Here is a 25,060-nt window from a genome sequence, read left to right as displayed (position 1 = left end):
TTTCCTTCCATCGAGGGAATTGTGGGACAGCCATCTAAACCTGCGCGTAGCCCCCATCAACGAACACCTCGCTCCCCGTCATGAAGCTGCTATCGTCGGACGCCAGGAACGCCACCGCGCCTGCGGTTTCCTTGGGATCGCCCAGACGCTCAAGCGGTACGGTTCGATTCATTTCGCTCAGGGCTTCGGATGGGAGCAGTTCCATCAGCTTGTCTGTTTTGGTTGGGCCAGGAGACATGACGTTTACGCGAATGCCAGTGCCCCTGAGATCATGGGCCCAACTGCGCACCAGGTTTCGGACAGCCGCCTTGGAGGCGCTGTAGATGCTCATCGCGGGGGTGCCCATGCTGCCGACCGTGGAACCGGTGAGGATGATGGAGCCGCCGTTCGTCATCAGGGGCAGGGCCTTCTGGACGGTGAAGAGGGTGCCTTTGACGTTGATGTCGAAGATGTAGTCGTAGTGCTCCTCGGTGATCTGGCCCAGGCTGGCGAATTCGCCGACGCCTGCGTTGGCCACCAGGACGTCCAGGCGACCCTTTGCTTTCTGGATCGTGTCGAAGACGCGATCGAGATCCTCCGGCTTTGTCACATCCGCCTGGACGGCCCGGGCGTTGGATCCCAGTGCCTCAGCTGCGTTGTCGAGGACGTCCTGGCGGCGTCCGGTAATGAAGACGAAGGCGCCTTCGTCGATGAGGCGTTGGGCCGAGGCCAAGCCGATGCCGCTGGCTCCGCCTGTGATCAATGCAATTTTTCCGTGTAGCCGACTCATGGTTGGGTCTCCGTGTGTGTTGACTTGATTCGCTTTCAAGGTATATAAGCCGCTTACAAATGTTCAAGTATGCACCTTTTGGTAAGTACCCGTTATGGCGAAAGAAAACTCAGAAAACCCACGTTTCATTTGCGGCCTGCATGCGACGCTGCACGTGATCTCCGGGAAGTGGAAGCCATTGATTCTGTTCTTTTTAGACAAGGGACCGACGCGCTACGGGGAGCTCAAGCGAAGCGTCCGGGGCGTGAGCGACAAAATGTTGATCCAGCAGTTGAAGGAGCTCGAGTCCGACGGCATCGTCCAGCGAACCGACTATGGAGAGATCCCGCTGCGCGTCGACTACTCGCTGACGCCCTTCGGGGCGAGTCTGGTGCAGGCCATGGAGCCGCTTTGCGGCTGGGGCGAAGAGCACGAAGAAGACATTGCCGCGGCGATGGACCGCCGGAAAACCAGCCTGTAGGAAGCGACCAGGAAACCGCCCAGTTCAGCTTCTCCTCCTGAACCATCCGCACGGCTGAAACCCACGCCCACGCCGCTCACACCGCCGCGGGCGTTTTTACGTCTACGCCTTTCGTGTAGCGCTATGTTAATAGACGTTAAATTAAGCTAGGTTAAGTATTGTTTGGTGCTGCCGATACAATCTAATGAACCGGGTGGTGGAGCGTTCAGTGCTTTGCATGGCGGTAGCGTGGCTCACACGGCAGCGGGGCAGGGGGCTGGTGCCAAGGTGGCGGAGCCGACAAAAGCATCAGACACGCGAATTCTGCATAACGCGCCGAACTTTTCTTAGTACTTTTTAAAAACAAAAGCTTAAGAGCGAAAGGGCTGGCTCGATGAGATTGTCGAATGCGCCTGATCGTTCAAGTGGGAAAACGAGCGCGCTGTCTAATATCTGTTAAATTTTTAGGTTCTAAATCAAGGAGTGTTCATGTCAAAGATCGTTGCTTTGTACAACAATAAAGGCGGGGTTTCGAAGACCACTACAAACTTCAACCTAGGGGTGTATCTATCCCAGCAAGGGAAAAGGGTGCTGATGGTAGATTGTGATCCTCAATGCAACCTCACAGAACTCTTTTTCGCCTCCAGGGATGATCTTGAAGAGCCGGATGTACAGTTGCCAGGAACCTCAATCTACGATGCGTTGCTGCCACGATTTAAGGGGCATCAGGGGAGAATAGAACAGTCTGGCATAGAAGTTTCAGAGCATAGCTTATACAGCTCTCTATTTTTGTTTCGAGGGGATCTTGAGTTCTCTAGAGCAGAAACATATTTAGGTACATCATGGAGCCAGGCAGTTACTGAAAATATTCATGAGAAAAATACATACATTGTTTTTAATAAACTTATGAAGGATATCGGATCAGCAAGAGGCTACGATTACATCCTATGTGACGTCGGCCCAAGTACTGGTGCTATAACAAAAACCGTAATCATAAGTTGCGACGAAATAGTGATACCTCTCGTTCCTGATAGGTTCTGTTACCAAGCTGTTAAGCTTTTAGGTAGCGTTATAAGCGAGTGGATCGAAAACCATAAAATTATCAGCGATTCGTTAGTTCCATTTGGGATTGAACCATTTGAGGGCAACCCTAAACTGGCTGGAACAGTTCTTCAAAATTTTAAAGTTCATGCAGGGTCCAAAGTAAAAGAATCTTACATAAAATGGCAAAAGAAAATAACTGAAGAAATTCAGAGTTCGCTTTGTAAAGAAAATGGATTTAGTCCAAAAGTTGGGTTCAATATTGAAGAGCCATACACGGCTTCGATAAAAGATGTGGCGGTTCTAGCTCCAGTAGCCCAGCTTTTTGGTAGGGCTATATTCGATATTGAGCAAGAGCATACTAAGGAGGCTTCCAGCAATGGCCAAATGTATTACGGTACCGTTTGGCAGCCTTGGCTGGACAGAATGAGTGAGTATAAGGAGGAAATCGCCAAGATCGCAGAGGCCATTTCATGAATTCTGAACATTTATACACCGCGCTAATAGACGTTCTCTCCTATCGTTATCGATTGGATAGAGACATTCAAACAGGCAACGAAGTTTTCAGGGAAGACCTTGAGCAGGCTCTTTCTGTTTTTGATGGCATAAATACATCTGTTTTTGGCGTCCAAGCAATATCAGATACTATAATACTAACGTGCAACTCACATGAAAGAGTTTATGAGTTTTTTGAAATTATAAAAAAGGTATTTTTTGCGTTTATGTCGAAAAGACTATTCATCCGTGGCGGTGTGGCCTATTCAAAACATTTTGAAAGTGGAAGGATAACTTATAGTCATGCGGTTGCGAAAGCCTACGAGTTAGAGAGCAAAGCTTCGATATATCCCCGAATAGTAGTCGACGAAAATATTGTAAGAATGCACCAGTCTTCGGAGAAAATTTCAGGATTTTTGGGCAATAAGACAGTGCTGGTCCAAAATGGCATTTATTTTTTGGATGTGCTTGACCAAAGCAGTTGGAATGACGCTTACGCATATGCAAGACTTATTTACGAACAAGACCGTGAGACAATTTTAAAAAATGAAAACGCATTTTTGAAGCATGCGTGGTTCGAAAACTATTTGTTTTCGTCTGATCATGCCGATTCTAGAAAAGTGCGTTACATTGAATCGGCATGTCACGTTTGATTGAACAAAGGGCTTCAGTCGACAGGTTTTTCGCTGCCGCTCCAAACCAGCGGCTGAGCCCAAGCGTTATATAGCCCAACTAATTTTAGGAGTAAGCATGAGCCAAGAGTCAAAAAAAAATTGTACTGCCTGTGGAGGCACTGGCGTAAACAAAGCAAATCTTCAAGATATGGGTGACGATCAAAAAAAGGGTGGTATTGAGTATCAGCCAATTGAGTGTCAACCTTGCAAAGGCACAGGCAAAGAGCCTGAATAAGCCAATGCAATATAAAAAGTTGCTGTTGGCACCACTGTGTGGCTTGGACCTCCGCACTCCTTGCTTCGACCCAAAAGCAAAGCAAAGCGTTAGATTTTTCAAGGAATCGTATGCAAGACTATTTTGAACAGTTGGAGAATGAACTTGAAGCCATCAAGCAGCTTGGATCGAGAAGCGGTGCAAATGGTTTCTTTGGTCAAGAAGCATTACGTTTTTATTCTATAGCAGGAACTCTTCTTAAGAGCTTTAGCTGTGACAAAGATGCTGACGTAGATGAGCGCTATATAACTCATATTCTTTCCAGATCCATCCTCGAAAACTATTTCTGGGTTATCTACTTATTTGACGACCCTGCTCAAACAGCCAGTCGATACGCGGGTCTGGTTGATGCTTTCAAGCTGGATTACCACAAGCTGTTAAATGAGCCGCTGTTGCCTCATAAAGATAAGCTAGAGTCTTCAGACCCTTCTTGGTCAAGTCTGAATCGAGCAATGGGTGTAAATAGCGTGCTTGCCCAAGTTAAAAACGATTACGGTGATAGGCTAAATTACCTATATTTTATTTACCGTATCACCAGTTTTGACACGCATGGAAAGAGTTTAGATGCCATTTTTCAAGAGGCATTCGGAAAGCAAGTGAATTTCCCGGTGTTGGATATTGGCTATGCAATTAAACTCATTGCCAAACAATATATGGTGACATTGGATCAGCTTAGAAATGCAGGTGAAATCTAACAACTTACTGCCCTCGGAAAAAATTACTCGCTGCGCTCCTAATTTTCCGGTGAGCAAGGCGTTAGATTTAAGAGTGTGTATGAAGTTAATCACAAATACGAAAGATGAATCGCACGCTACCGTCATCTGCAAGCTGATTCGCGAGTCAGCTTCGTGCTTCCTCTGCACCAGCTTTCTAAGCGCCGACGGGCTCGAAATAATCTTGCCTCCGTTGCTTGAGTCGATAAAAAGTAACCAGCTAGACGTTCAAGTTATTTCCAACGGCGAGGCCCAATACACTCGTCCAGCGGTAATCCGTCATCTTGGCAAAGTGGCCGAGCTTAAACATTGCGTTTTTAAAGATAATGAAAAGCGGCTGCATACGAAGCTATATTACTTCGAAGGGCCAGCCGGTTACACTTGTCTTATTGGCTCAGCAAACTTAACCCGAAACGGTTTGCTCGAGAATGAGGAATTGTCAGTCATGTATGAAGGCGAATTCGGATCTTTAGAGCATCGCTCAATAGCTAGCTATCGCGATTCACTGCTTAAACAGATGGGAGTGAAAATCTAAAAAATCGCTGCAGTTGATCGCTACTGCGTGGCGACAACTGAGTTTAGGCTTTATATGTGTTTCACCTATAGGCTAAGGAAGGGTTTTGGATGACTGACCACCTCGGTTCTTGCCTGTGTGGCACAGTGAAATTTGAGGTTCATGGGCAATTCGACAGCTTTTACCTGTGTCATTGTGAGTGGTGCCAAAAGGATACGGGGTCTGCTTACGCAGCAAATCTATTTTCGCAGTCAGCTAAACTGGCCTGGATAGCGGGTGTAGATGCTGTGACCTCCTTTACGCTTCCAGGCACTCGTCATAGCAAGAGCTTTTGTAAGCTTTGTGGTTCAGCGTTGCCAAGCATTCAGGTCGCAGGGTTGCTCGTCGTCCCTGCAGGGTGTTTGGACATTGAAATCACTATGTTGCCAACGGCGCACATCTTTACATCCAGCAAGGCTGCTTGGGGCCAAGGGCTAAGGGATGTGCCGGAATTCGGTGGGCTGCCGCATTGAATACCCCCTCATGACTGGTATCTGGTGGTCATTACACGTGGAAGAACCTGGGCAGCACGCCGCAAAGCCAACTGCCCTGTAAAGAGCAAGGAAGGAAGGTATACGGTGACTATTAGTGATGATCAGGTATTGCCGGCGCCGGTGCTATAAGCCGCAAAGGGGGTCAAAGTCGTGAGCTCTTTGATTGAATGAAAACGGCAACGGCGATCAGTACAAATCCGACCACGAGCCCGACATCCAGTCTCTCCGACAACAGCAACACGGAGCTTAATAGGCCAACCACCGGTATCCCCAGAAAGCTGATCGTGCTAGAAATTGCGGGCATGGTTCGGGCAATATGCAACATACCCCAAAAGACGAAGGTCGTGGAAACGATACCGACGTAGGTCGTCACCAACAGGCTTCGAATATCTAGACCTTGAAACAAAGAGACGTCACTGAAAGCGATTGTCAGTGATGATAGCCCAAGGGTCGCAGCCAGAAGTTGCCACGGTAGTAGCTGTAATGTCGACCATCTGGAAGGGTAGCGTCGCAAAAGTGCTATTTGGAAGGCCCAGACAACGGCCGCGAGCAACAGTAGTCCGTTACCAACTAGGGCTTGTGCATTAGATAAAACATGATTAGACGGGAGAAAAAGAAACGCCAAACCGGCAAGCCCGAAAACTAGACTTGCAATGACGGAACGATCGAGTTTTTCATCCAGCCATAACACAGCCAGAGGTATCATCCAGATTGGGCTAGTATACGCCAGCAGCGCTGCGCGTCCGGCCGGGACCATGGTGACACCGACTGTGATCAACCAGAGGAATGCCCCCATTTGCAGGCAGGCCACCGAAATGATTGGAAACCAGACCTCACGACCGGGGATACGAAACTGACGAGTCATTTTTACCAATACGAAAGCACTGATAGTGGCAAAAACAAGACGCCATATAAGAAACACTTGAGGAGACATGTTGCCTAGAGTCATTTTCATGAGTGGCCAGGACAGTCCACCTCCGATGATAACTCCTGCGAATATGAAACCAGTCCCACGGCCAGTCAAGCGAGAAATTGAGTTCCCTAGCAGTTTATCGTGATTCATCATTTATTCCTTGTGGGCTTTTAGTTGCTCTGTCAGGCTCGAAATAATCGCAGCGGAGCGATGGGCGAGGAGGGGGAAAGTACCTGCATCACCTACTCCATGACTCGGAGCGGAGAAGCTGGTCATAAATATGGGTAGTCGATGCCCAGATTCACCGATGATGCCTAGACTGTAGTCGGGGGCAATATATAGATTTCCACCTCGGTCATGTTCTATACTGCTCTTGAGGTCTTTCAAAATGCTGGGTGTTTTGTGCGAATTAATCCCTCGTTCAAGCCGCTCGAATCCAGTTGCTACGATCACGGCATCAGCTTTAATTGAGCTCTGTGTACTGCTGTGCTTTTCTCGAATAAATAAATTTATACTTCTATTTATAGTGGCTTTTTCTATTTCGCAATAATTTTTAAGTTCCATGCGAGGCTGACCTTGAAGGTGGTCTTCATACCAAAGGCGATAAATCTCATCAAGGGCATCCTTGTCAGCACGTCCATAAACGGCGGTTTCTAATTCAGTGTTTATCTGTCGTCGCGAATCGGCATCACGACGCTGGAACCATTCTACAAAATCAGGAAAGAAAATGTGTTCCGTGAAAGGGCTAAGGTCTTTTTGTCGGAAACCAATACCTCTTGTTATGGCGGTAATCTCGACGCCAGGCTTTCTATATAGATCAATCAATATTTCAACAGCGCTTTGACTGGCGCCAACCACAGCGAATTTGTTGCATCCATCCTTGATCGCTTGATTTGTCTTTTTTTGGTAGTCCGTTAAATGGTATACACGCTCACCAAGGTATGGTTCTAGTTCCTCCGGTATTATTGGCTTCCCACCAGTCCCCAACGCAACTGATCGGCCGAGATACTCTTTGCCATCTTCCGTGATGACTCGGAAAACTGAAGCTCCATTCTTCAACGTTTGCTCAATTTTTGTCACGTGTTGACCAAGCTTAACTATCTCCAAGAAATGTGATGCAACCCACTGTACATATAGCGACCACTCTAAACGGAAAGGAAAGGTTGTCGGGACGTTTAAAAAATTGAGCAGCCTGTTGTGTGACTTTAAATAGTTAAGGAACGTGTAGTCACTCGTTGGATCAATTGGTGTAATGAAGTCCCGATGTGGGCTATGTTGGATATCAGTCCCAGGGACCATCATTCCATTTTGCCAAGTCAATTCATCACGCTTCTCCAGAAAAACCATGTTTATATTGGTTTCTTTTTGCGTGGCATGTACCGCTAGGCCGATATTGTTTGGCCCAAACCCCCACTCCAATCAAATCATATATTTTAGTCATGGCGTGATCCTCAATAGTATCTGCGAGGTGGGCATTGCTTTGAAATATATAGTTTATCTACATTTAAAAAATATGGGAAATTGCGTTTCACATGTGGCGGCAGCCATGAGGTTGTTGTGTAGCTTTTTTTCGATATTTTTCTTGATTCTCATAGGCATGTTTTCTTGAGACAGGTCTTGAAAGCCATTCTGTCGTTTTTCAAATGTTGTTTTTGTTGCTATCATTGTATTAAATTAATCTAATTGTATGCTCTCATTAGCGCATACGGAAATCAGAATTTTTGATATGCGGAGATCAGCAGCAATGATGCGACTCGAATTTCGACACCTCGAGACGGCCTATTGGATCTATAGGCTCGGTTCTTACGGTGCAGCTGCGGAAAGGCTCAATACCACACAACCCAATATTTCCATGCGCATCGCCGACATGGAGGAACGTATTGGCAGCGTTGTGTTCCAGCGTGGAAAGCGGCCGGTGACTCTTACTGCTGCTGGTCGCGAACTGATCGGATACGCGGAGCGTATTCTGGCCTTGCGCGATGAGCTGTCTTCAGTTTTCGAGGATGGGCAAGAGGCTACTGGCCGAATTCGAGTAGGGTGTACCGAGACGGTAGCGCTCTGGTGGCTCGCCGATTTTACGTTAGATGTGCAGCGCGCCATGCCGAATATCGAGCTTGATATAGATGTCGACATTACAGAAAAAACCTGGGATAAGCTGTGCAACGGCACAATAGATCTTGCTTTGGTCCCCGATGATCAACTTCAGGAACGGGTTATCAGGCACAGCCTTGGCCATGCGTCTATTGCCTGGATGGGGGCTGCCGAATTGGTGCAAACAAGGTCGACATTGGAAACCATGAATTTAATTCGGCGATCCATCCTGAGCCTGTCACCCGGATCGCGTTTGTATGCCGACCAATTTCGCTGGCTTGATATGCAGGATATTCGTCCAGACCGTCTGACCTACTGCAATACGATGAGTGTCACGGCGAGGTTGGCATGTGAAGGCGCCGGTGTTGCATTGCTACCGCCGGATCTGTTTTCTGACGACAGTCAGTTACAGGCATTGAAAGTTCAGCCAGCATTTGCTTCTCTGCCTTTCGTTGCTACCTATCTATCTCCCGCTTTCTCTCCATCGGTCGAGCGGATAGCCAAGCTGGCAGTGGCGAATAGCGGATTTCATCTGGGCGAGTCGCAGCCATAATGCCTCGCAAGCGGCCGCTCGGCGGGTTGAATCCTCCACTTACGCCATCACCTAGTAGGGAAGAGCCGCCATCAGGGCGTTGCTCGGTTCATCGTTTCAATGCGTTTCATGGGAGGATCGCCATGCCTTTTGCACCGTCCAGCATGCAAGTCGAAAGCACCGCCTTCACGCCGAATGGGGCGATTCCGAAGCGCCATTCGGCGGAAGGTGACGATGTGTCCCCGGCCCTGAGCTGGAAGGATGCGCCGTCGGGGACCAAGGGCTTCGCGGTGATCTGCCACGATCCTGATGCGCCGTTGGTGAAGGATGGCAGCTACGGCTACGTCCATTGGCTGCTCTACAACCTGCCGGCGGATGTCACGTCGCTGGAAGAGGGCACGAAGACAGGCACCGCCGGTATCAACGATGGCGGTGCCATCGGCTACGGTGGCCCCATGCCGCCGGAGGGCCACGGGACGCACCAGTATTATTTCTGGGTGCTGGCGCTGGACACCCAAACCGAACTGCCCGAGGGACTGACGCAGCCGGAGCTGCTCAACAAGCTTGAGCCGCACATTCTGGGCATGAATCGGTTGGTGGGGACGTATCGCCGCGACTGATTCGTCTTTGACGGTTTAGACCCCGCTTCACATGCGCTCGGCGCCTTCCCTTGGGAGGCGCCGAGTGTCGTTTGGGGCCGGGTTCAGCGATAGCCGTCCATCAATTCACGTACCAGTGGCGTGTCGGCGTCGCGGTGGGTGGGGAGTTCGAAGCGGGCGCGGGCGATGGCGGTGCGCGAGAGCTGGGCTTCGATCAGCGTTTCGCCGTCCTCGGCCAGGGCGAGGGTGTCGCCGCGCGGGCCGAGAATGCGCGAGCCGCCCCAGAAGTGGCTGTTGCCTTCGGGGCCGAAGCGGTTGGCCATGATTACGGGGGTGCCGTAGGTCATGGCGTAGAACTGCAGGTTGACGGCCCAGTTCTGCTCGTTGGAGAAGTCGTCGCTGACGATGCCCGAGGCCGAGTTGATCGGTGCGCACAGCACGGTGGGGCGGGCCAGCAGGGCGGCGTGCACCAACCCCGGGTTCCACAGGTCGGCGCAGATCAGCGAGGTCGCCGACCAGCCGGGACACACCGGAAGATGCGTGAGCTCGCTGCCATGGGTGAACAGCTTGCCTTCTTCCAGGCCACCGTAGGTGGGCAGGTTGAGCTTGCGGTGCACGGCCTGAAGCTTGCCGTGCTGGAGAATCGCCAGGGCGTTGTAGTACTCGCCGGGGCTGGCCTCCTCGACGAAGCCGACCACCACCTGCATCTCGCCGGCGGCGCGGGCCAGCTCGGCCAGGCGCGGATCATGAGCCGGGCAGGCCACGTCGATCACCCGGTTGCCCAGGCCGTAGCCGGTCAGCGAGAGCTCGGGGAAGACCAGCAATTCGAGCCCCTTGCGGCGTGCATCGGCAATGAACGCGAGATGGCGTTCGAGGTTGGCGTCGACATCGCCGAGGCTGGCGTTGATCTGCGCGGCGCCGACGCGCAGGTGATCCTGATAGTGCATGGTGGCGTCTCGCTACGCTGGGTCTGAAAGATGCCGGCGCGTGCCTCGCCGGCGAGGCGGATCATCCCACCCGCGCGGCGTTGCTTCAAGGCGCGCCGAGCAGCGCCAGCAGGTCGCTTGCCGGGCGGGTCTCGAGGCTCATCACCACGTCCTGCAACCGGGCTGCCCGCTCGCCCAGCACGGGCTCGGCCAGTGCCCGGTACTTGGCGACGACCTCGTCGTCCGAGAGCGGGCAATCGTGATTGCCGCGCGCCTCGAAGTCGGCACTTTCGATGATCTCGCCGCTTTCCAGATGCAGACGGGCGCGCGCCCAGCGCTCGGCGGGAAAGCGGGCGTTGAAGGTGTCGTCCTCGTGAATCTCCACCCGGCTGGCCAGGGCCTTGAGATCCGGGGCGTCGAGTTCGTCGCTGACGCCCGCGACATCCACGGTGCCTCGGCCCAGGGCGCAGGCGACGGACCAGGGCAGGCTGTACTGAGCCTGCTCGGTGGTGGTCGGGTGCGTCACATGCAGGCGCTTGCCCTCGTGGAAGGTGACGATCTCGATGCGCGCGATGGCGGCGGGGGCGCGTTGCTCGGCGGGCAGTGACAGCACGGCTTCCACCGCGGGCTGGGCCCAGCGGCAGACCGGGTAGGCCTTGAAGTACTGCTCTTGGAGATACCAGCGCTCGCCCAGGTCCTGCCAGAGCGCGGCTACGTCCGGTGCGGTCACGGTCAGCGCCGGGGCGCCGGTGAAGCCGTCCTCGGCCAGCAGGGCGGCGGAGATGCCGGTCATCGCGCCCCAGCCGGAGCCGTCCTTGAGCATCGTGGGATGGTCGATGCAGCGCATCATCTGGCTGCGCGGGCCATAGAACTCGGCGATGCCGAGGGCATGATGCAGGGTCTCGACATCGGCTCCGCGCAGGCGCGCGGCCACGGCGGCCACTCCCAGGGCATTCCAGGCGCCGGAGGTGTGGTAGTCCGGGCTGGTGGCGTGCAGGGCGATCCCCGCGCGGGTGGCGATCTCGTAGCCGTAGGCGAGCAGGGCGAGGAAGTCGCGCCCGGAGAGGTCGGCCACCTCGGGCAGCGCCAGCAAGCCGGGCAGCAGGGCCACGCCGGCATGACCCTTGGTCAGCACCTGGCCGTCGTGGGCGTCGAGCGCGTCGATCAGCCAGGCCCCGTGCAGGGCGACGCCGGTGGGCGAGGCCTTTCCGGCGGTGAACAGCAGCGGGCGGTCGCCGCCATGCTGGGAGGTCACGAAGCGCGTGGCCTTGTCGGCCAGCGGCGTGCGGGTGGCGCCGGCGGCCACGCCCAGCAGGTCGAGCAGGCAGCGCTTGGCCTGGTGGAGGTGGGCGTCGTCCAGGGCGGAGAGATCGACCCCGTGCATCCAGTCGAGGGGGGCGTGGTCGTGCATGGCAGTGGCCTCGGGTGCTGGCGAAGAAAGGCGTGACGAAAGACGGGGCCGGTATGAGACGGCCCGCGTCGCGGTCGGCGGCGGAGCCTGGCTCCGCGTGCCGGTTACAGCAGGTCGTGCTCCTCGAGGAAGCGCTCGGCGACCTTCTCGACGGGCTGCTTGTCGACGTCGACCTTGGCGTTGAGGCGCGCCATGGTGCTGTCATCGAGCAGGGCGGAGAGCGCGTTCATGCGTTCGTCGAGATCGGGGTTCGCCTCGAGCGTTTCCTCGCGGACCACCGGGGTCAGCGCATAGTCGGGGAAGAAGTTCTTGTCGTCCTCGAGGACGGTCAGGTCCAGGGCCGGGATGCGCCCGTTGGTCGCCGTGGTCATCGCCACGTCGACTTCTTCCTGATCCAGCGAGGTCAGGGTCAGGCCCTGGTCCATCCGCTTCACGTTGCGCCGGCCGAACTCGAAGCCATAGGTCTCCTGCATCGGGCGCAGGCCGTCATCGCGCGAGTAGAAGGTCGCGTTGGAGGCGAGCACAAGTTCCTGGCCGCCATTGATGACGTCGGCGAGATCGGAAATGGTGGCGATGCCGCGTGCTTCGGCGTCGTCTTTGCGCATGGCCAGGGCGTAGGTGTTGTTGGCCTCGGAGGGCTCGAGCCAGATCAGCCCCTTCTCGGCGTCGAGTTCCTTGACGCGCTCGTAGGTGGCCTCCGGCGAGAGGTCCTCGGTCACCTTGTTGTAGCTGATCAGCGAGGTGCCGGTGTATTCCCAGTAGAGATCCACCTGGCCGCTCTCCTGGGCGCGGCGCAGCACCGTGGTGCCCATGCCGGCGCGCTGGTCCACCTCGTAGCCATGGGCCTGGAGGTATTGCGTGGTCATGCTTGACAGGATGAGCTGTTCGGTGAAGTTCTTGCCGCCGACGGTGATGTCCTCGGCGTGGGCGGCGGTACTGGTGAGGGGGCTGACGAGGGTGCTGGCGAGAGCCAGGCCGCCGATCAGCGGGAGCAGGGATTGTCGCATGGGTGACACTCTTGCCTGAGAAGGGGAAAGCAGCGGGCACCGTGCGCCGTCGACCGGCACGGTGCCCGCTGTCTGCGGAACGGCGATTACAGCAGGTCGTTTTCCTCGAGGAAGTTCTCGGCGACCCGTTCGATGGATGTCTTGTCGACATCGACCCGGGCGTTGAGGGTGGACATGGTGTCGTTGTCGAGCAGGCCGGAGAGGGTATTCATCTGCTCGGCGAGCTCGGGGTTGGCGTCCAGGGTCGCCTGGCGCACCACTGGTGTCAGCGCGTAGGCCGGGAAGAAGTTCTGGTCATCCTCGAGCACCTGGAAGTCGAAGGCGGGGATACGGCCGTCGGTGGCGAACACCAGCCCCACGTCGACCTGCTCGTCGCGCAGCGCCTGGTAGACGAGGCCGGAGTCCATACGCTTGACGTCGCCACGCCCGGCGCGGAATTCATAGGCCTGCTGCAGCGGGCGCCAGCCGTCTTCACGGGCGTAGAATTCGGCGTTCATGGCGAAGGTCAGCCCCTGCTCGTCGTTGACCGCCTGGGCCAGGTCGCTGAGCGTGGTGATGCCGGTTTCCTCGACGCTCTCCTTGCGCATGGCCAGCGCGTAGGTGTTGTTGGCGTCGGAGGGCTCGAGCCATACCAGGCCCTTCTCGGCGTCGAGTTCCTTGACCTTCTGGTAGGTCTCGTCGACGGTCAACCCTTCGGCGGATTCGTCGTTGTAGTTGATCAGCGAGGTGCCGGTGTATTCCCAGTAGAGGTCGATCTGGCCGTTTTCCTGGGCCTGACGGAGGACGGCGGAGCCCAGCCCGGCGCGCTTCTCGACGTCGTAGCCGAGGCCTTCCAGGTACTGGGTGGTCATGCTGGAAAGGATCTGCTGCTCGGTGAAGTTCTTGCCGCCGACCACGATTTCGTTCGCCTGGGCGGTGGCCAGGCTGCCGGCCAGCACTGCGCCGGTGAGCAGGGGCATCAAGGTTTTCATGGTGTCGCTCCTTTCGTTGCTTGTTGGACAGCCGTTGCTTGCTGGATAACGGTCGATTGTCGGTATCGTGCTTGTCGAATGGCGTCGCTTGCCGGGGGCGAGCCGTCGAGGCGCCCGCTAGGCGCGGCCCGGATTCACCCCGCGTGGCACCACCACGAAGGCGGTGATGGCGATGAGCATGTCCACCACGACCGCCAGCAACGCCGTGGGAATCGCGCCGGAGAGCATCATGACCGGGTCGTAGAGGTCGATGCCGGTGAAGATCAGCTCGCCGAGACCGCCCGCGCCGATCAGGAAGGCCAGAGGCACCGTACCGATATTGATCGCCAGCGCCGTGCGGATGCCGGCGAAGATGACGTACAAGGCATTGGGCAGTTCGACCCGCAGCAGGCGCTGGGTGGGCGACATGCCGATCCCCGCCGCGGCCTCCTTGAGGGCCGGATCGACGCCCTTGAGCCCGGTATAGGTGTTGCGGGCGATGGGCAGCAGCGTGGCTACGAAGAGCCCGAAGACCGCCGGGACGGTGCCGATGCCGAGAAAGCTCATCGACAGCGCCAGCACGGCCAGCGTGGGAATGGTGGTGCCCACGTTGAGGACCTGCATCATGGATTCGGCGACCCGTGCCATGCTGGGGCGCGACAGCCAGATACCCAGCGGAATGGCGACCAGGATCGCCAGGCCGCCGGACATGGCGGTCAGCCACAGGTGCTGCACGGCCAGGTAATGGACGTCGGGCAGATAGAAGATGAAGTCGTCGATCACGCCGCTGGACTGACTCCAGACACCGGCGAGGAAGACGGCCACCAGCACCAGCAAACGCCCGGCGCCGGCAAGATTCAGCGTCGGCATGGGCTTACTCCTTGGGGGCCGATGACGGAGAGGCCTCGTCGAGCGCGACGCCGTCATCGCCCTTGGAATGGGCGCGGTAGCGCGACCCCAGGTGATGGGTGATCGCGCGCTGGGTGATCTGGCCGACGATGCGGCCGTCGTCGTCGACGCAAGGCACCCAGGTCATGTCGTGGGCGAACATCAGCGAGGCGACCTTGCGCAGGTCGTCGTCGAGGCTGACCACCACCGGCACGCTCTGGTAGTGATCGCGACAATGGCCTTGGGTGGTGCGGGCGACGGGGGCGGTGATGATGCCCACCGGCTGACGCTTGTGGTTCACCATCACGATGCTGTTCTGGTACCCGTAGGACTCGATGCGCTGAAGGGCGGTGGCCAGGGTGTCGTCCGGGCGGACGAGGCCGATTTCCTCGCTGGCCAGATCGCGGACCTTGACCAGGTTGAGGCGCTTCAGCGCCCGGTCTTCGCCCAGGAAGGATTCGACGAAGTCGTTCTTGGGCGCAGCGAGCAGCTCGTCCGGCTCCGAGTACTGGACCAGCTTGCCGGCGCGGAAGATGGCGATGCGGTCGCCCATCTTGATCGCTTCGTCGATATCGTGGCTGACGAACATGATCGTCTTCTTGAGCTCCTGCTGCATCTTCAGGAACTCGTCCTGGATCACCGCCCGGTTGATCGGGTCGATGGCGCCGAACGGTTCGTCCATCAGCATCACGGGGGGATCGGCGGCCAGCGCCCGGGCCACGCCGATGCGCTGCTGCTGCCCGCCGGAAAGCTCGCTGGGATAACGCTTGAGGAAGGCGTCCGGCTCCAGCGCGATCATGTGCATCATCTCGCGGGCGCGCTCCCGGTACTTGGCCTTGTCCCAGCCCAGCAGCTTGGGCACCACGGTGATGTTCTCCTCGATGGTCATGTTGGGGAACAGACCGATCTGCTGGATCACGTAGCCGATGTTGCGGCGCAGGTCCTGGGTGTCGAGGCTGGTGGTGTCCTCGCCGTTGATGAACACCTTGCCCGAGGTCGGGCGGATGATGCGGTTGATCATCTTCAGGGTGGTGGTCTTGCCGCAGCCGGAGGGGCCGAGCAGGATGCAGATCTCGCCGCTCGGCACCTCCATGCTGATGTGGTCGGCGGCGGTCACCGCGCCCTTGGGCGTGTCGAAGACCTTGGTCAAGTTGTCGAGTCGAATCATGAAGCGGTCCTTGTCGGGTCGGCAGCCTGTTGTAGTTTGCAGCGCGTGGAGCGGAGGCGAATCAGGTGGTGGCGGCGCGTTCCATGCCCTTGGGCGTCAGCCGCTTCTGCAGGGCCAGCAGCGCATAGTCGACGATGATCGCCAACACGCTGACGGCCACGGCGCCGAGGATCAGCTGACGGGGATCGGACTGGGAAATGCCGCGGCTGATGAGCGTGCCGAGCCCGCCGGCGCCGATGTAGGCGGCGATCGCCATGACGCCGATGTTGAGCACCACGGCGGTACGCACGCCGGCCATGATCACCGGCACGGCGAGCGGAATCTCGACCATGCGCAGGCGCTGGTTCTGGCTCATGCCCACGCCGCGCGCGGCTTCGCGCAGGGCCGGGTCGACGTTGTTGATGGCGGTGTAGGTGTTGCGGATGATCGGCAGCTGCGAGTACAGCAGCACCGCGATGACCGCCGGCATGTAGCCGATGCCCTGGCCGATGATCGAGAGGATCGGAATCATGATCCCGAACAGCGCGATGGAGGGAATGGTCACGATGATCGAGGCGATGTAGAGCACGGTCTTGGCGATGCGCTCGTTCTTGGTGATGGCGATGCCGATGGGAACGCCGGTCAGCGTGGCGATCCCCACCGCGACACCCACCAGACTGATGTGCTCGAGGGTGAGGGTCCCCAGCAACTCGAGATTGTCGAGAAAATATTGCAGTAATTCCACGGCACGGACCTCGCACTCGCGATGGAGTGGTTTGTTTGAACTCGTATAAATTTCTTATATGAAAGGCTTTTTATAAGTTCGTATTATGTGATGAGCATAACACGCTCTCCGCAAGTGCCCCCCGTTTTGGGCATTAGGATGTGTCATATCATTCATTTTCAGTGGCAATGAGCGTTCGATAGGCAACGCATCGACTTCGCCGTATGCTCGTCGACGATAATGCCGTGTTTTGATTTTCCTTGCAGGAGGCCGCCCCTTGAGCACTCGCCGGACGAATTATCGACTCGCCGCCGCCCAGATGAACTGCGTCCTGGCCGATGTCGCGTGCAATCTCGAGACGCATCGTCGCGTCATCGAATCGGCGCGCCACCGGGAGGTCGATGTCCTGGTGTTCCCCGAGCTTTCGTTGACCGGTTACAACCTGGGCGCGCGCGTCCCCGAGGTCGCGATGGACCGCGATGATCCGCGTCTGCTTCAGCTGGCGGATGCCGCCGGCGACATGCTGACCGTGGTGGGCTTCGTCGAGCGCTGCGCCCGCGGCGAGTACGCCAATGCCATGGCGTGTCTGTGCGAGGGGCGGGTCGTCGCCGTGCATCGCAAGCTCAACCTCTGCACCTACGGCGGGCACGAGGAGGGCAAGCATTTCGGCAAGGGGCAGACGCTCACCGTCACCGATGCCGACGGCCTCGCCTGCGGGGTGATGATCTGCGCCGACCTGTGGAATCCGGGCCTGGCCCACGCGGCCATGCTGGAGCGGCCCGACGTGATGCTGGCGCCGGTCAACGCGGCGACGGGAATGGTCGATGGCGATTTCGACGACGAAGGCAACTGGCTGATCTGCCTGAAGTTCTACGCCATGATGTACGCCACGCCGATGGTCATGGCGCATCGCTACGGGGCCGAGGGCGATGGCTGGTTCTGGGGCGGTAGCTGCATCGTCGGCGTCGACGGCCGGGTGCTGGCGCGGGCCGAGGACAGCGAGACCCTCGTCAGCGCCGACATCGACACCGACGAGATCGACGCCGCGCGCTTCGCGATGCCGACCCACCGCGACGCCGACACGCCGCTGGTAGCCTCGTTGATGGCGCAGCGGCTGGAGCGGGAGCGTCGCGGCTGAGGCCCTGGCGCTCCGTGCCTGCGGGTGTCTCCCGTCTGTATCCAGTCCGCGTCGAGTCCGTGAAACCGAGTGCGTAAAACGTAGAGGGTCCGTTGCCGGGAGGACCGGGGCCGCTGCCGAGTGAAACGGGGGCGGAGTCACGCCGGCCTCGCGCGGCGCCGCTCTGCGGCGCCGACTGTCGCCATCTCAGTGCTCAGAGGGGGTCAGCTCGGGGCGCGTGAACGGTAGCTTCGACAAGACGGCATAGCACAGCGCTGCGGCGATGACGCCCACCAGCGGCGGCAGGATCGGGGAGAAGTACGCCATGCCGGAGCCCACCGCGTAGGATGCCAGGCCGGTCCAGTTGAAGGCGGGCAAGTTGGCGCTGTTCAGCGTCGGATAGCGGCCCTTATGGCGGCACCAGAAGTCCGCCATGATCACGCCCCCGATCGGCGGGATGAAGGTGCCGAGCAGCACCAGGAACGGAATCAGGAGGTTGTACATCCCGCCCACGGCCAGCACGGTGCCGATGGCGGCGCCGGTTACGGTGACCACCCTGCGTTTATCGGTACGCAGCAGGTTGCAGCCGGCGACCGCGAAGTTGTAGATGGTGTTGTCCTGGGTGGTCCAGATGTTGAGGAACAGCATCAGCACGGCAAGTACCACGAAGCCCTGGGCCAGCATGACATCGACGATATCCGCCTGCTGGTAGATCATCGCCCCCAGTGCGCCGGTCAGCACCATCAGGCCGTTGCCGATGAAGAAGGCGGCCAGCGTGGCGATTACGGCGATCTTCGGGGTGCGGGCGAAACGACTCCAGTTGGTGGCCTGGGTGCCGCCGCTGATGAAAGTCCCGATCACCACGGTGATGGCGGCGGCAAAGCTCATGCTCTCGGAGGGCGTCTGGCCCGCAAGGCCGGAAAGCCCGCCGACATCCACCATGCCGGTGTAGAGGCTGATCAGGATGAACAGCATCATCGCCGGGACGGCAAAGCGAGAAAGCAGGTCCAGTCCGCGAAAGCCGACCATCGCAGTGATGCAAAAGGCGAAGCCGAACAGCACCATCAGCGGAATCTTGAGCGACTCCGGCAGGCCGGTGGTCTTGACCAGGACCACGGCGATGGTGGCGGTGCCCCAGGCGTACCAGCCGATCTGGGTGAAGCCGAGCACGAAGTCGGACACTTTGCTGCCCACCTCGCCAAAGCAGAAACGCCCCATCAGCACGGAGTTGAGGCCGCTCTTGCAGGCGATATAACCCAGGGCCGCCGCATAGGCGCCCAGCAGCAGGTTGCCGACAAGAATCACCCCCAGCAGCTCGCCGAACGGGAAGGCGACGCCGAGCGAGCCGCCCGCCCACATGGTGGCGGTGAAAAAGGTAAAACCGAGCAGTACAACCGAGGTGGAGAGCAGCCCTTTGCGTTCGCTGCTGGGGACTTCGCTCAAAGGGTAGTCCGAGTGTTCCATCGTATGCTCCGCGGAGAGTTGGCATGCAGCACTGGCATGAAGCGTAGGGATGACGCCTTAGCATGAGTCGTGCGGGATCGTCTTGCTGCACCATGCATGAAGCAAGAGTCGTTCCACTCCTGGGCGGAATGGCCACGATCGTGCGCAGTGGCCGCTTCCTGCTTGCCGATGAGGCCATGGCGCGGACAACGTGCGCGATCAACGCCGCGATGCGAGGCGGTCGTGGCGCGCGAGCCTTGCATCATCATGGTGCACGGGTGGCCATTATGAGGCATGGCGTCTTGAGACGTAAAAACGCCCGAGGTACTGCCTCGGGCGTTTTGATGCCAGCGGGGGCATCCTCAGCAGCTGTCGTGCTTCTGTCGTGCTTCGTGGTGTCCCGTTGGGGGCTTACACCCAGCGGCGACGGCGTCGCGTCTTCCAGCGCCGGTCGATGAAGCGCTCGCCGCCCTCGAAGGCCTGCAGGTGCGCCTCCAGGTAGAACCACTCGGCATCGCAACTCAACTCCGCCCAGGTCTCGGTGTGTACCTGCCAGTCGTCGCGCTGAAAGGCCTGGCGCCAGCTCTTGCTCATGGTCGCGGTGGCCGGGGCCTCGGGATGGATGGCGTAGCGCTCGTCCGCCGAGGCGATGTTGGTCAGGCCGTGGTCGTAGGCGATCTCGCCGAAGTCGTCGATGATGGCATGCCGGGTCCAGCCGTCGGTCAGCGAGTGGGTGACGTCCCGGGACTGTTCGCCCGCGCGCACGACCCGGTGCTGCATGGGTCCGGAAAACACCGCCGGTTCGAACTGCACGGGCGGCGTATCGTGCGGGGGCCGCTGGGGCAGCGTGAGCCGCGAGTCAGCCTCGTGCAGGGTCAGCGTCACCGGATAAGGGCTCGGCCAGACCAGCGGCCAGTAGGCGGTGGTCACCGAGACGCGCAGCCGATGCCCGGCAATGAAGCGATAGCAGGTCTGGTTCAGTGACACGGTCACGTCGAGCGGCGTATCGCACGGCACCTCGGAAGGCGTGACGTGACTGTCGCGGTGGCAGAGGTTGAGCACGCCGTAGGAGACGCGCTGCGACACGCCCTCGGGCGAGACGTCGCACACGCGCACGATCAGGTTGGCGCGCGGCTGGTCGACGCTGACCCGCAGCGAGAGCGTGGGGCGCCCCAGGATCACCGTGTCGGACGCCAGCGGCTCGGTGTCGTAGGTCAGCGAGTGGGCGTCGTCGCCACGCTGGTCGCCGGCGATCTCGGGGCCGCTGCTGTGGGGGATGTACTCACCGCATTGCAGGCCATTGTCGGCCGGGGCGCGCAGTCTGACCACCCTCGGGCGGGCGGCGCCGTCTTCCGCGGCCTGCAGTTCGCCGTTGCCCAGCGCCAGCTCGCGGGAGGCGATGTGCGGGCTCGGCCACTGGGTCTCGGCGAGCCATTCGCCGGGCACTTCGAGGCGTTGCGGATCGGCCTCGGAAAAGGACGGACAGAACACGCGGTACAGCGGTTCTTCCATGATGCCGGTGTCGCGATCCTTCAGCCAGTAATCCCACCAGCGCAGCGCTTCCTGGAGAAAGCCGATGGTCGGCCCCGGCATCGCCAGGTGCGGGTAGGCGTGTGGCCAGGGGCCGACGATGCCGCGCCGGGGGCAGGGCGCGTGCTCGAGAATCTCGGCGACGAAGTTGACGTAGGCATCGGCCCAGCCGGTAACGGCCAGGGTCGGCGTCGTCAGACGCGAATAATCCTCGCATACCGAGCCGTGGCGCCAGTAGGCATCGCGCGTCTGGTGGTCGAACCAGTTCTCGGCGACGAAGGGTTGATGGGTGAGCCGGTGCTGCCAGAGTTCGCGCCAGTCGTCGCGCAAGGCGGGATCCGGCGGCCGCGACATGAAGGACAGCGACGAGGCCGCCCAGCCGAAGTTCTCGTTGAGCACGCAGCCGCCCTTGTAGTGAACGTCGTCGTGATAGCGGTCGACGGTGGCACCGACGGCGATGATCGCGCCGAGCGCCGGCGGCTGGCGCGAGGCCACCTGCAGCGAATTGAAGCCGCCCCAGGAAATGCCCAGCATGCCGACGCGGCCGCTGCACCAGGGCTGCTCGGCGAGCCAGGCGATCGCGGCGACGATGTCGTCCTGCTCGCTGGCCAGGTATTCGTCCTCGAGCACGCCGTCCGAGTCACCGCTGCCGCGCAGGTCGATGCGCAGCGCGGCGTAGCCGTGGCCGGCGAAGTAGGGGTGCATGCGCTCGTCGTCGGCACTGGTGGCATCCCGCTTGCGGTAGGGAATGCACTCGATGATCGCGGGGACGGGATGGGTCTCGGCGTCCGCCGGCCGCCACATTCGTGCCGCGAGTCGGCTGCCGTCGGGCAGCGGAATGAACAGTGCCGGTTCCTCGACGATCGGGTACGGGAAGTCACGCACTTCCCGGGCATCGGGTTGGCTTCCACTCGGAAACATGGGGCGTCCTGTCGTCGGAACGGGGCGATGCATGCATCGCCCCGCAGGTGAAAGACTGAGGTGAAAGGCTGGAGAATCCGCAGAAACGGACGATCACATGAGGTCGTTTTCGGTCAGGAAATCCTTGGCGACCCGTTCGATGTTCTGATCGTCGACATCCACGCGGCGGTTGAGGTCGATCAACGTCTCGTCGTTCAACGCGGCGGACATCTCGTTGAGCAGGGGCTCGAGATCGGGATGCGCGTCGAGCGTTTCCTCGCGGACCACCGGCGCCAACTGGTAGACCGGGAAGAACTGCTGGTCGTCGTCGAGCACCTCGAAGTCGAAGGCGCCGTTGCGGCCATCGGTGGCGAACACCAGTGCCACATCGACTTCCTCTTCACGCAGCGCGCTGTAGGTCAGCCCCGAGTCCATGCGCTTGACGTTGGAGCGCGGGAATTCGAACCCGTAGGCTTCCTGCAGCGGTCGCAGGCCGTCGTCGCGGGCGTAGAATTCGGCATTGGAGGCGAGCGTCAGGTCGGCGCCGTCGTTCATGGCCTCGGCCAGGTCCGAGAGGGTGTGGATGTCACGTTCCTCGGCGTCGGCCTCGCGCATGGCGAGCGCGTAGGTGTTGTTGGTGTCCGAGGGATCCAGCCAGATCAGGCCTTTCTCGGCATCCAGACGCTTGGCGGTGGCATAGGTCTCGGCGGCATCTGCCGGCTGCGGCTGGTCGTTGAACAGGATCACCGAGTTGCCGGTGTATTCCCAGTAGAGATCGACCTGGCCGTTCTCCTGCGCCTGGCGCAGCACCGAGGTGCCCAGCCCGTCGCGCTTGTCGACGTTGTAGCCGTTGGCTTCGAGCAATTGGAACGTGGCCGAGGTGAGGATCAGGTGCTCGGTGTAGTTGAGCCCACCGACCACGATGGGGTCGTCTTGCGCGTGTGCCGTCGTGGCGACGGCGGAAAGGCTCAGTCCCAGCGTTGTCAGCAGTGCCGTAATGGGGTGTTTCATGGCAGCGACATGCCTCCGTTGTTATAGCGTGTTATCGGGTTGCGACTTTCGTCGTTCCCCAGAGTAACCTACCCCGCTGCCGGAATTGATGAAGATCCGTGATGCCTGCGATTTCGAATGCCAACAGATGGTGGCATGAGATGGTGGCATGAGAGGGTGGCAAGAGAGAGTGGCATGACCGCCATGGATGACAGCGCACCACCTGATGGCCAGACAGGCGGTGCCCGGGGGCGCGGCGGGATTGCTCGATGCACGAGGGCGCGGCATGGCGAGCCCTCGGATAACGGTCAGTGGCGGGAGTTCGGTGTCTCCGACGAGGCGTTGTCGTCGTTGGTGTCGGCGGGCTTGACCTGATCGGCGTAGCAGGGCGACGAGGCGGGCGTGCGGTCGTCCGCTTCTTGATCCTCGGTCTCCAGTGCCTTGAGCAGCATGTCGCGCAGATACGGGAGGTGCGAGTGCTGTGGCTCCCGGGAGGCGGTCAGCAGGGTGAGCGTGCCCTCGCGCGTCCAGCGCATGAGAGGCAGCAACACGTCGGGGTCGTCCTCGATCTCCCAGCGATAGCGGTGGGCGAAGACGGCGTCGCTGATGTCTCCCTGGTGCCAGGCACGGCGCAGGGCGTTGGAAGGCGAGGCGTCACGGTACCAGTCGGTCAATTCCAGCGACTCGCGCCGCTTGCCTCGGGGCCACAGCCGGTCGACGAGAACGCGTGCGCCATCCTCGGGCTCGGCGGCTTGGTAGATACGCTTGATCGCGATCGTGTAAGGCATCCTGCTTTCCTCCGCGAGGGGCTCGCCAGCCGGCGAGTGTCTCTGTCTTTCGGGCTAGGCGATCCGGTAGGAATACGCCATCTCGGCCAGGGGACCGCGTCCGCCGGCCAGGGTGAGCGCCAGGTCATGGAGACCTTCCCATACGGGCAGCGCTACCGCGCCCTTGATCGCCAGATCGAGGCGCTGGGCGAACAACAGCAGCTTGTGAAGTCGCTTGAGTGGCATGCGGTTCAGGGCTTGCTGATAGAGCGGCCGCCGCTTGTCGGGAATCGGCGGGCGCTGCGCCTTGCAGGCGTGGTCGAGGCTTTGCCCCTGGTCGAGGTGCTGCGCCAGCGACAGGAAGATGCGCAGCTCGCGGGTCAGTGCCCACAGCACCACGGGAGCCTCCACCCCTTCGCCACGCAGGCCGCGGACGATGCGCGAGACACGCACGCGTTCGCCGCGCAGGCAGGCGTCGATCAGCGTGAAGACGTCATATCGGGCGCTGTCTTCCACGCCACCGGCGATGGCCTGAGTGTCGAGCCGTGCATTGGCGGGGTAGAGCAAGGCGAGCTTCTGCAGTTCCTGATCGGCGGCCAGCAGGTTGCCCTCGGTGCGCTCGCCGAGCAGGCGGGCCGCGTCCATGTCCAGGGAGAGCCCGTGGCGGCTCGCGCGATCGCGCACCCAGAAGTGCAGGCGCTGATGGTCCACCGGCCACACCGGCACGAACACGCCGATCTTGTCCAGGGCCTTGAACCAGGCGCTGGACTGCGCGCGCCGGTCGAGACGCGCACTGCTGATCAGCAGGATGTCGTCGCTGTCCTTGGCCTGGCGCGCGTAGGCATCGAGAGCCTTGGCGCCTTCCTGGCCCGGGGACTGGCCGCCCAGACGCAGTTCGATGAGCTTGCTCGAGGCGAACAGCGACATGCTGGCGGCCGATTCGGTCAGGCGCCCCCATTGGAAGCCGTTTTCCACGTGCAGCACCTCGCGCTCCTCGACGCCGCGCTGGCGCGCGGCGGCGCGGATGGCGTCGCATGCTTCCATGTGGATCAGCGGCTCGTCGCCGGCGACGATGTACACCGGGTGCAGCCGCTTGCCGAGAGCGTCGTCCAGTTTGTCGGGAAAGACTTTCATGGTGTCTCTAGGGCGCGCAGGCGATCGACGAGTTGACGTGCCGCCTCCTGGCGGAGCGAGGCGAGCGCTTCATTGCGCAGCTCGTCCTGGGAGAGCAGGTTGTCGTTGTCGACGGTCAGGTTGGTGCTGGCCTCGAGGGTCTGCTGATCGAGCAGGTAGGCGTTGTCCTCGCTGCGCTGCACCGAGAAGGGCACGGTGAGCGTCAGGCGACGCTGCTGGTTGCCGCTGCTGCCTTGCGTCAGGCGTGTCTCGCGGATCTGCTCCTCGTCCAGATTGACGCGCAGGGGCGCGTCGTCCTCGAGCGAGGCGCCGGCGCCTTGCAGGGCCTGCGCGACGGCATCGCGCAATTCGCCCGAAGGCGAGGACAACGCGACGGCGGGCACGTCGAGCGCGGTGTCGCCGACGCCGCGGAGTTGAAAGCCGCATCCGGCGAGCAGCGTGGTGGCGGCGAGCAGAATCAGGGCACGGGAGATGAACGAACGGCGCTTCACGCGAGCCTCCTTGCGAGCTTGTGCCCGCTCCCAGGGAGCGGGCGTGTG

26 protein-coding genes are annotated in these 25,060 nt (G+C 59.5%); 10 read left to right on the top strand and 16 right to left on the bottom strand.

Features of this window, described 5'->3' with window-relative positions:
• Positions 1-34: 34 nt before the first annotated feature.
• Complete coding sequence (locus tag CSAL_RS12025) at positions 35-769, bottom strand: SDR family NAD(P)-dependent oxidoreductase (protein ID WP_011507666.1); 735 nt, start codon at positions 767-769, stop codon at positions 35-37.
• Between the two features lie 94 nt (positions 770-863).
• Between CSAL_RS12025 and CSAL_RS12020 the strand changes: the two genes are divergently transcribed.
• The 7 genes from CSAL_RS12020 (at position 864) to CSAL_RS17280 (ending at position 5,431) form a co-directional block, all read left to right on the top strand.
• Positions 864-1,229 carry a winged helix-turn-helix transcriptional regulator gene (locus tag CSAL_RS12020; protein ID WP_011507665.1) on the top strand — a complete coding sequence of 122 codons (366 nt, stop codon included), beginning with the start codon at positions 864-866 and terminating at the stop codon, positions 1,227-1,229.
• A gap of 468 nt (positions 1,230-1,697) precedes the next feature.
• Positions 1,698-2,726, top strand: coding sequence for a ParA family protein (locus CSAL_RS12015; protein WP_011507664.1), 1,029 nt, complete (start codon positions 1,698-1,700; stop codon positions 2,724-2,726).
• Positions 2,723-3,397 carry a hypothetical protein gene (locus CSAL_RS17495; protein ID WP_011507663.1) on the top strand — a complete coding sequence of 225 codons (675 nt, stop codon included), beginning with the start codon at positions 2,723-2,725 and terminating at the stop codon, positions 3,395-3,397. Before CSAL_RS12015 ends, CSAL_RS17495 begins: the two co-directional genes overlap by 4 nt.
• 97 nt (positions 3,398-3,494) lie before the next feature.
• A complete protein-coding gene (locus CSAL_RS17610) occupies positions 3,495-3,653 on the top strand; it encodes a hypothetical protein (protein ID WP_187290061.1) in 159 nt (52 codons plus the stop codon).
• A 110-nt stretch (positions 3,654-3,763) separates the two neighbouring features.
• A complete protein-coding gene (locus CSAL_RS12010) occupies positions 3,764-4,387 on the top strand; it encodes a hypothetical protein (RefSeq protein ID WP_011507661.1) in 624 nt (207 codons plus the stop codon).
• A gap of 79 nt (positions 4,388-4,466) precedes the next feature.
• Positions 4,467-4,940, top strand: coding sequence for a phospholipase D-like domain-containing protein (locus CSAL_RS16995; RefSeq protein WP_050934531.1), 474 nt, complete (start codon positions 4,467-4,469; stop codon positions 4,938-4,940).
• An 89-nt stretch (positions 4,941-5,029) separates the two neighbouring features.
• The gene (locus CSAL_RS17280) at positions 5,030-5,431 is read left to right on the top strand and encodes a GFA family protein (RefSeq protein WP_011507659.1); all 402 of its coding nucleotides are present in this window, start codon (positions 5,030-5,032) and stop codon (positions 5,429-5,431) included.
• Positions 5,432-5,594: 163 nt separating this feature from the next.
• Here CSAL_RS17280 and CSAL_RS12000 read toward each other — a convergent pair whose 3' ends face one another.
• Both CSAL_RS12000 and CSAL_RS17275 read right to left on the bottom strand, forming a co-directional pair.
• Complete coding sequence (locus CSAL_RS12000) at positions 5,595-6,515, bottom strand: DMT family transporter (protein WP_280512637.1); 921 nt, start codon at positions 6,513-6,515, stop codon at positions 5,595-5,597.
• Between the two features lie 3 nt (positions 6,516-6,518).
• Complete coding sequence (locus CSAL_RS17275; RefSeq protein ID WP_011507657.1) at positions 6,519-7,784, bottom strand: SidA/IucD/PvdA family monooxygenase; 1,266 nt, start codon at positions 7,782-7,784, stop codon at positions 6,519-6,521.
• 325 nt (positions 7,785-8,109) lie between these two features.
• On the opposite strand from CSAL_RS17275, the gene CSAL_RS11995 reads away from it, so the two are divergent.
• Entirely contained in the window at positions 8,110-9,009 is a 900-nt protein-coding gene (locus CSAL_RS11995) for a LysR family transcriptional regulator (RefSeq protein ID WP_043558503.1), read from the top strand.
• Positions 9,010-9,131: 122 nt separating this feature from the next.
• Complete coding sequence (locus CSAL_RS11990; RefSeq protein ID WP_011507655.1) at positions 9,132-9,608, top strand: YbhB/YbcL family Raf kinase inhibitor-like protein; 477 nt, start codon at positions 9,132-9,134, stop codon at positions 9,606-9,608.
• Positions 9,609-9,691: 83 nt separating this feature from the next.
• Here CSAL_RS11990 and CSAL_RS11985 read toward each other — a convergent pair whose 3' ends face one another.
• From CSAL_RS11985 to CSAL_RS11955, 7 genes are all read right to left on the bottom strand, one after another.
• On the bottom strand, positions 9,692-10,534 hold the full coding sequence (locus CSAL_RS11985; RefSeq protein ID WP_011507654.1) for a nitrilase-related carbon-nitrogen hydrolase: 843 nt from the start codon (positions 10,532-10,534) through the stop codon (positions 9,692-9,694).
• An 85-nt stretch (positions 10,535-10,619) separates the two neighbouring features.
• On the bottom strand, positions 10,620-11,924 hold the full coding sequence (locus CSAL_RS11980) for an MmgE/PrpD family protein (protein WP_011507653.1): 1,305 nt from the start codon (positions 11,922-11,924) through the stop codon (positions 10,620-10,622).
• A 104-nt stretch (positions 11,925-12,028) separates the two neighbouring features.
• Positions 12,029-12,931 carry a glycine betaine ABC transporter substrate-binding protein gene (locus CSAL_RS11975; RefSeq protein ID WP_011507652.1) on the bottom strand — a complete coding sequence of 301 codons (903 nt, stop codon included), beginning with the start codon at positions 12,929-12,931 and terminating at the stop codon, positions 12,029-12,031.
• An 86-nt stretch (positions 12,932-13,017) separates the two neighbouring features.
• The gene (locus CSAL_RS11970) at positions 13,018-13,902 is read right to left on the bottom strand and encodes a glycine betaine ABC transporter substrate-binding protein (RefSeq protein ID WP_011507651.1); all 885 of its coding nucleotides are present in this window, start codon (positions 13,900-13,902) and stop codon (positions 13,018-13,020) included.
• Between the two features lie 117 nt (positions 13,903-14,019).
• Complete coding sequence (locus CSAL_RS11965; RefSeq protein ID WP_011507650.1) at positions 14,020-14,751, bottom strand: ABC transporter permease; 732 nt, start codon at positions 14,749-14,751, stop codon at positions 14,020-14,022.
• 4 nt (positions 14,752-14,755) lie between these two features.
• Complete coding sequence (locus tag CSAL_RS11960; RefSeq protein ID WP_011507649.1) at positions 14,756-15,937, bottom strand: ABC transporter ATP-binding protein; 1,182 nt, start codon at positions 15,935-15,937, stop codon at positions 14,756-14,758.
• Positions 15,938-15,998: 61 nt separating this feature from the next.
• Positions 15,999-16,661: an ABC transporter permease gene (locus tag CSAL_RS11955; protein WP_011507648.1), complete on the bottom strand. Its 663-nt coding sequence runs from the start codon at positions 16,659-16,661 to the stop codon at positions 15,999-16,001.
• 256 nt (positions 16,662-16,917) lie between these two features.
• Here CSAL_RS11955 and CSAL_RS11950 point away from each other — a divergent pair, with 256 nt between their 5' ends.
• Positions 16,918-17,778, top strand: coding sequence for a nitrilase-related carbon-nitrogen hydrolase (locus tag CSAL_RS11950; RefSeq protein ID WP_011507647.1), 861 nt, complete (start codon positions 16,918-16,920; stop codon positions 17,776-17,778).
• A 186-nt stretch (positions 17,779-17,964) separates the two neighbouring features.
• Here the strand turns inward: CSAL_RS11950 and codB are convergent, their stop codons facing one another.
• From codB to CSAL_RS11920, 6 genes are all read right to left on the bottom strand, one after another.
• Positions 17,965-19,221, bottom strand: coding sequence for a cytosine permease (gene codB, locus CSAL_RS11945; protein ID WP_043558500.1), 1,257 nt, complete (start codon positions 19,219-19,221; stop codon positions 17,965-17,967).
• A 390-nt stretch (positions 19,222-19,611) separates the two neighbouring features.
• A complete protein-coding gene (locus CSAL_RS11940; protein ID WP_043558497.1) occupies positions 19,612-21,651 on the bottom strand; it encodes a CocE/NonD family hydrolase in 2,040 nt (679 codons plus the stop codon).
• Positions 21,652-21,744: 93 nt separating this feature from the next.
• Entirely contained in the window at positions 21,745-22,641 is an 897-nt protein-coding gene (locus CSAL_RS11935) for a glycine betaine ABC transporter substrate-binding protein (RefSeq protein WP_011507643.1), read from the bottom strand.
• Positions 22,642-22,928: 287 nt separating this feature from the next.
• A complete protein-coding gene (locus CSAL_RS11930) occupies positions 22,929-23,408 on the bottom strand; it encodes a DUF488 domain-containing protein (protein ID WP_011507642.1) in 480 nt (159 codons plus the stop codon).
• 54 nt (positions 23,409-23,462) lie between these two features.
• A complete protein-coding gene (gene holA / locus CSAL_RS11925; protein ID WP_011507641.1) occupies positions 23,463-24,521 on the bottom strand; it encodes a DNA polymerase III subunit delta in 1,059 nt (352 codons plus the stop codon).
• On the bottom strand, positions 24,518-25,012 hold the full coding sequence (locus tag CSAL_RS11920; RefSeq protein ID WP_011507640.1) for an LPS-assembly lipoprotein LptE: 495 nt from the start codon (positions 25,010-25,012) through the stop codon (positions 24,518-24,520). Before CSAL_RS11920 ends, holA begins: the two co-directional genes overlap by 4 nt.
• Positions 25,013-25,060 lie beyond the last annotated feature (48 nt).

The sequence above is a fragment of the Chromohalobacter israelensis DSM 3043 genome, from assembly GCF_000055785.1.
Classification (GTDB): domain Bacteria; phylum Pseudomonadota; class Gammaproteobacteria; order Pseudomonadales; family Halomonadaceae; genus Chromohalobacter; species Chromohalobacter israelensis.
This window is presented reverse-complemented; position numbering and strand designations above follow the sequence as displayed.

Excerpts from the sequence above, each read along its gene's own strand:
- CSAL_RS12025 (WP_011507666.1), bottom strand. The coding sequence starts at position 769 with ATGAGTCGGCTACACGGAAAAATTGCATTGATCACAGGCGGAGCCAGC.
- CSAL_RS12020 (WP_011507665.1), top strand. The coding sequence starts at position 864 with ATGGCGAAAGAAAACTCAGAAAACCCACGTTTCATTTGCGGCCTGCAT.
- CSAL_RS12015 (WP_011507664.1), top strand. The coding sequence starts at position 1,698 with ATGTCAAAGATCGTTGCTTTGTACAACAATAAAGGCGGGGTTTCGAAG.
- CSAL_RS17495 (WP_011507663.1), top strand. The coding sequence starts at position 2,723 with ATGAATTCTGAACATTTATACACCGCGCTAATAGACGTTCTCTCCTAT.
- CSAL_RS17610 (WP_187290061.1), top strand. The coding sequence starts at position 3,495 with ATGAGCCAAGAGTCAAAAAAAAATTGTACTGCCTGTGGAGGCACTGGC.
- CSAL_RS12010 (WP_011507661.1), top strand. The coding sequence starts at position 3,764 with ATGCAAGACTATTTTGAACAGTTGGAGAATGAACTTGAAGCCATCAAG.
- CSAL_RS16995 (WP_050934531.1), top strand. The coding sequence starts at position 4,467 with ATGAAGTTAATCACAAATACGAAAGATGAATCGCACGCTACCGTCATC.
- CSAL_RS17280 (WP_011507659.1), top strand. The coding sequence starts at position 5,030 with ATGACTGACCACCTCGGTTCTTGCCTGTGTGGCACAGTGAAATTTGAG.
- CSAL_RS12000 (WP_280512637.1), bottom strand. The coding sequence starts at position 6,515 with ATGAATCACGATAAACTGCTAGGGAACTCAATTTCTCGCTTGACTGGC.
- CSAL_RS11995 (WP_043558503.1), top strand. The coding sequence starts at position 8,110 with ATGATGCGACTCGAATTTCGACACCTCGAGACGGCCTATTGGATCTAT.
- CSAL_RS11990 (WP_011507655.1), top strand. The coding sequence starts at position 9,132 with ATGCCTTTTGCACCGTCCAGCATGCAAGTCGAAAGCACCGCCTTCACG.
- CSAL_RS11985 (WP_011507654.1), bottom strand. The coding sequence starts at position 10,534 with ATGCACTATCAGGATCACCTGCGCGTCGGCGCCGCGCAGATCAACGCC.
- CSAL_RS11980 (WP_011507653.1), bottom strand. The coding sequence starts at position 11,924 with ATGCACGACCACGCCCCCCTCGACTGGATGCACGGGGTCGATCTCTCC.
- CSAL_RS11975 (WP_011507652.1), bottom strand. The coding sequence starts at position 12,931 with ATGCGACAATCCCTGCTCCCGCTGATCGGCGGCCTGGCTCTCGCCAGC.
- CSAL_RS11970 (WP_011507651.1), bottom strand. The coding sequence starts at position 13,902 with ATGAAAACCTTGATGCCCCTGCTCACCGGCGCAGTGCTGGCCGGCAGC.
- CSAL_RS11965 (WP_011507650.1), bottom strand. The coding sequence starts at position 14,751 with ATGCCGACGCTGAATCTTGCCGGCGCCGGGCGTTTGCTGGTGCTGGTG.
- CSAL_RS11960 (WP_011507649.1), bottom strand. The coding sequence starts at position 15,937 with ATGATTCGACTCGACAACTTGACCAAGGTCTTCGACACGCCCAAGGGC.
- codB (WP_043558500.1), bottom strand. The coding sequence starts at position 19,221 with ATGGAACACTCGGACTACCCTTTGAGCGAAGTCCCCAGCAGCGAACGC.
- CSAL_RS11940 (WP_043558497.1), bottom strand. The coding sequence starts at position 21,651 with ATGTTTCCGAGTGGAAGCCAACCCGATGCCCGGGAAGTGCGTGACTTC.
- CSAL_RS11935 (WP_011507643.1), bottom strand. The coding sequence starts at position 22,641 with ATGAAACACCCCATTACGGCACTGCTGACAACGCTGGGACTGAGCCTT.
- CSAL_RS11930 (WP_011507642.1), bottom strand. The coding sequence starts at position 23,408 with ATGCCTTACACGATCGCGATCAAGCGTATCTACCAAGCCGCCGAGCCC.
- holA (WP_011507641.1), bottom strand. The coding sequence starts at position 24,521 with ATGAAAGTCTTTCCCGACAAACTGGACGACGCTCTCGGCAAGCGGCTG.